The 4,995-nt window shown below is 62.0% G+C and carries 5 protein-coding genes; all 5 read left to right on the forward strand.

Features of this window, described 5'->3' with window-relative positions:
• The coding region (locus tag M1617_06680) for a sulfide/dihydroorotate dehydrogenase-like FAD/NAD-binding protein (GenBank protein MCL5887954.1) at window positions 1–789 on the forward strand (789 nt) is incomplete at its 5' end.
• A complete protein-coding gene (gene gltA, locus M1617_06685) occupies window positions 777–2,204 on the forward strand; it encodes an NADPH-dependent glutamate synthase (protein MCL5887955.1) in 1,428 nt (475 codons plus the stop codon). The genes M1617_06680 and gltA, both read left to right, overlap by 13 nt.
• A gap of 81 nt (window positions 2,205–2,285) precedes the next feature.
• Window positions 2,286–2,903, forward strand: coding sequence for a response regulator transcription factor (locus M1617_06690; GenBank protein MCL5887956.1), 618 nt, complete (start codon window positions 2,286–2,288; stop codon window positions 2,901–2,903).
• Between the two features lie 8 nt (window positions 2,904–2,911).
• Window positions 2,912–3,688 (forward strand): LytTR family DNA-binding domain-containing protein, encoded by a 777-nt coding sequence (locus M1617_06695; protein MCL5887957.1) that lies wholly within the window; start codon window positions 2,912–2,914, stop codon window positions 3,686–3,688.
• Window positions 3,688–4,737 carry a DUF916 domain-containing protein gene (locus M1617_06700; GenBank protein MCL5887958.1) on the forward strand — a complete coding sequence of 350 codons (1,050 nt, stop codon included), beginning with the start codon at window positions 3,688–3,690 and terminating at the stop codon, window positions 4,735–4,737. Before M1617_06695 ends, M1617_06700 begins: the two co-directional genes overlap by 1 nt.
• Window positions 4,738–4,995: the final 258 nt, after the last annotated feature.

The following is a 4,995-nucleotide window of genomic DNA, read 5'->3' on the forward strand; positions in this document are numbered from 1 at the left end:
TGCGTCGAAGCGCCCAGGGTCGCCCGCAAGGTGCGCGCGGGGCAGTTCTTCATCCTGCGCGTCAACGGCCTGGGCGAGCGCGTCCCCTTCACCTTCTCCGATTGGTCTGCCGAGGAGGGCTGGATTCGCTTCATCTTCATGCGGGTCGGCAAGACCAGCCACATCCTCTCGCATCTCGAGGCCGGGGACACGCTCTCCGACATCGTAGGGCCGCTTGGTGTCCCGACCCATACGCACGGGCTCGGCCGAGTTGCCGTGATCGGCGGCGGAGTCGGCGCGGCGGTCGCGTACCCCGTGGCCCGCGCCATGGCTGCCGAGGGCAACGAAGTCACCGTCATCCTCGGCGCGCGCAACTCAGACCTGCTCATCCTGCGCGAGCAGTTCGAGGCCCTACCTCTCAAGGAGCTCATCGTCGTGACCGACGACGGCTCTGCTGGCGAGAAGGGTCTTGTGACCGCACCGCTGAAGCGACTCGCCGAGGCGGGCGCGATCGACCAAGCGATGGCGATAGGGCCAGCGATTATGATGAAGTTCTGTGCAGCAACCGCCAAGGAGCACGGCGTCCCGTGCGCCGTCTCGCTCAACCCGATCATGGTCGACGGAACCGGGATGTGTGGCGCCTGTCGGGTGACCGTCGCTGGCCAGACGAAGTTCGGCTGCATCGACGGCCCGGACTTCGACGGCTGGGAGGTCGATTTCGAGGAGCTGATGAGTCGTCAGCGTATCTATGTCGACGTCGAGCGTGAGGCCGACGCCGAGTACTCCAGGGGGTGCGCATGTCATCTGTAGAAGGAACCCCACGCCATAGGCCCTCGCGGGCCCCGCGCACGGCCATGCCCGAGCAGCCGGCCTCTGAGCGCAGGGCCAACTTCGACGAGGTCGCCCTCGGCTACACCGAGGAGCAGGCCCGCGCCGAAGCCGCACGCTGCCTGCAGTGCAAGGATGCACCGTGCATCGCAGGGTGCCCCGTCGGCATCGACATCAAGGAGTTCATCGGCAAGATAATCGAGGGTGACTACGCTGCTGGTGTCGCCGCGCTCAAGGAGCGTAACGCTCTGCCGGCAGTTTGTGGGCGTGTATGTCCGCAGGAGGAGCAGTGCGAGATCGTGTGCGTCCTGGCGCGCAAGTCCGAACCCGTCGCGATCGGTCGTCTCGAGCGGTGGCTTGGCGATTGGGACCTGGCCTGCCAGCTCGACCATCGCTGTGTACCCCAGGCTGGCGATCCCAGCGGCCTACGCTGCGCGATCGTGGGCTCGGGCCCGGCAGGCTTGGCGTGCGCAGGCGAGCTTGCGCGCCTCGGCCACGAGGTCACGGTCTTCGAGTCGCTACACGCCCCCGGCGGCGTCCTGACCTACGGCATCCCCGAGTTCCGCCTGCCCAAGCACATCGTTGAGGCGGAGATCGACTCGCTGCGCCAGATGGGCGTCAAGATCGAGTGCGGCATCGTGGTGGGCGCAAGCGTCACCGTCGACGAGCTGCTTGGCGAGGACGGCTTCGACTCGGTGTTCATCGGCTCCGGAGCGGGTCTGCCGGTCTTCATGGGCATCCCGGGCGAGAACCTCAACGGCGTCTTCTCGGCGAATGAGTTCCTGACCAGGGTCAACCTCATGTCCGCATACGAATTCCCGAAGGCCGACACGCCCGTATGGCGCGGCCGGAAGGTCGCGGTCGTCGGTGGCGGCAACGTCGCGATGGACGCGGCTCGCACGGCACTGCGTCTAGGTGCCGAGGAGGTCTTCCTCGTCTATCGTCGCACCCAAGACGAGATGCCCGCCAGGCACGAGGAGGTCCACCACGCGCGCGAGGAAGGCATCGAGTTCAAGATGCTCTGCTCGCCCAGTGAGATCGTCGGGCGCGACGGGTTCGTGACCGGCATCGTCGCCACGCGCATGGAGCTCGGCGAACCGGATGCGAGCGGCCGACGGGCCCCGGTCTGCGTGCTTGGCTCGGAGTTCACGATCGAGTGCGACACCGTGATCATGGCCGTGGGCACCCGTGCGAACCCACTGCTTTCAACCGCCGCCCCCGACCTCGAGCTCTCGAAGTGGGGCTACATAATCGCCGATGAGAACGGTGCGACCAGCAAGCCGGGCGTCTATGCGGCGGGCGACATCGTGACCGGTGCAGCCACCGTAATCCTAGCGATGGGGGCCGGCAAGACCGCTGCCATAGCGATGGACGAGTGGATGAGAGCGCGCCCCTAGCAGCTTCTGGCTCACATCGCGGGATTTCGCGATAGAGTATACTCAGTGGCATAATGCGAAGATGAACGGTTGATTTTTCGTATGCGCGGCGACTCAGGCGGTGAGACCATGACGAACGACCCGATCCATGTCCTGGTGATTGATGATGATAAACTCATCGTCGAGATGATCAAGATGGGCCTTGAGATCGAGAATATGGTCGTGTACAGCGCCGGCGACGGCGGCGAAGGCATCGAGGTGCTGGCGCGCGAGCGGATCGATGTCGTGATACTCGACATCATGATGCCTCGGGTCGATGGCTGGATGGCCTTGATGGAGATTCGCAACAATCCAGCGACCGCTAGCATCCCAGTGATCATGCTGAGCGCCAAGACGCAGGATCTCGCAAAGATTCTCGCTTTCAAGCAAGGCGTTCAGCAGTACGTCACCAAGCCTTTCAGCGTCGCCGAGCTTGCCGCACGCGTCGAGTCCCTGGCCAGAAACAGCCGACAGGTGGCAATGGCAGGACCCAGGGCTGGAGAAAGTGAGTTCCGGAAGCTCGCAGTGCGAAAGGGCGGGAAGACGGTGCTGCTCTCAATCGACGATGTCGTCCTTATGTCGGCGCGGAATAAGTCGACGTACGCACACACTTTCGAGAACCAGTACCTGGTGGACGCGATAGAGTATACTCAGTGGCATAATGCGAAGATGAACGGTTGATTTTTCGTATGCGCGGCGACTCAGGCGGTGAGACCATGACGAACGACCCGATCCATGTCCTGGTGATTGATGATGATAAACTCATCGTCGAGATGATCAAGATGGGCCTTGAGATCGAGAATATGGTCGTGTACAGCGCCGGCGACGGCGGCGAAGGCATCGAGGTGCTGGCGCGCGAGCGGATCGATGTCGTGATACTCGACATCATGATGCCTCGGGTCGATGGCTGGATGGCCTTGATGGAGATTCGCAACAATCCAGCGACCGCTAGCATCCCAGTGATCATGCTGAGCGCCAAGACGCAGGATCTCGCAAAGATTCTCGCTTTCAAGCAAGGCGTTCAGCAGTACGTCACCAAGCCTTTCAGCGTCGCCGAGCTTGCCGCACGCGTCGAGTCCCTGGCCAGAAACAGCCGACAGGTGGCAATGGCAGGACCCAGGGCTGGAGAAAGTGAGTTCCGGAAGCTCGCAGTGCGAAAGGGCGGGAAGACGGTGCTGCTCTCAATCGACGATGTCGTCCTTATGTCGGCGCGGAATAAGTCGACGTACGCACACACTTTCGAGAACCAGTACCTGGTGGACATGACGCTGGGTGAATTGGAAGAGCGACTTGTGAAGGACAATTTCGTGCGTATACATCGTTCGTTCATGGTCAGCCTCGACAAAATTAAGGAGATAGTCAGAGAAGACGGCTCCTTCGTGGTCGTGGTTTCTGATCGCGATGAAAGCCGTATCCCCGTTGCGCGCAGACAGGCGCGCGCTTTTCGAGAGGCGGTCGGGATCTAGTGAGCCCCCGGTACATGCGTTTTCTGCCGATTAGCGTTCTGGTAGTGGTGGCGCTGCTTGGGCCTTTGGCGACACCCGCGGTTCCGGCTCAGCCTCGCACCATAGCTATCTCGGCGGGATCGTTCGCCTTCGATGTGGATCCCGGGCAGGAGATGACTGGCGAAGTCACCGTCATCAATCCCAGCGAAGAACCGATCAGGGTGATGGTTTACACGGCCTATCAGGTCATCGATGAAGAGGGGGAGGTCACTTACGTGACTCCCAATCGTGATGATCCGGACTTCGCGGCTCGCCCAACCGCCTGGGTCAGGCTGAGCATGCCCGCAGACGCGAAAGCTATCGGGAACACCCCATACCTGGAGATGGAGCCGGGCGAGCGCATCCCGGTGGAGTTCGCCTTCCAGCCGCCTATGGGTGTAGCTCCCGGGGACCACAACGTCGTCCTCTTCTTCGAGAGGTTCGACCTGGCCGAGGGCGCCGAAGGGGCGGTCACGCAAGTCAGGGGACGAGTAGGTAGCCGGATACAGATGCGGGTCTCCGGCGAACACGTCAAGAGGATGAGCGTGCGGCCGCTGGTGGTGCCTGCTGTGGTGTTCGGCAACGAGGTGCCCTTCGACATGACGCTACGGAACACCGGGAACCTCGATCAGCGGGTCAGTGTGGCCTCCGTGTTGTTCGACCGCAACGAGCGTGAAGTCGCCCGAGAGGAGCCGCTGCTGGGGTCACTGGTCTTCGCTGGCAGCAATAGGCTGCTTGAAGGACGCGTACTTGCCGATGGCCTGCCAATCGGACCACATACCCTACAAGCCGAGGTATACGAGGTCGACGAGGAAGGCAACATCATTGAGCAAGCTGAGCCCGTGGTCGAATCCCGTGTAGTGTGGATGATCCCGTGGTGGGCACTGATTGCGCCAGGAGCCGTGGTATCAATACTGCTGGGCAGGATTGTGTGGCACCTTACAGGGGCCCGTCGACTGAAGAAGTCCGATCCACGCACCGAGGCCCGCCGCCGACGAATGGAAGAAGGCGGGGGAGAAGCTCGAGAGTGATGCGGGAGTTACTGGAGATGATTAGAGCCCCTCGTTGCCCGAGGGGCTCTAATGTTGAAGGTGATAGGTTACTGCTGGGTTACGGTGTAGGCTACGGATGCGTTGTAAGGGCCTGGCTCGGTGGTCCAAGGCACGGCAATCGTGTAGATGTCATTGTGGGTGGTGCTGGCGGTTCTTGGCAAGACCCCTGAGTTGGGCAAGCTGGTGCTAAAGCCCAGCGGAGTGACACCTGTGCCACTGATTACCCTAGTAAGCGTG

Source organism: Actinomycetota bacterium, assembly GCA_023488435.1.
Classification (GTDB): domain Bacteria; phylum Actinomycetota; class Coriobacteriia; order Anaerosomatales; family UBA912; genus UBA912.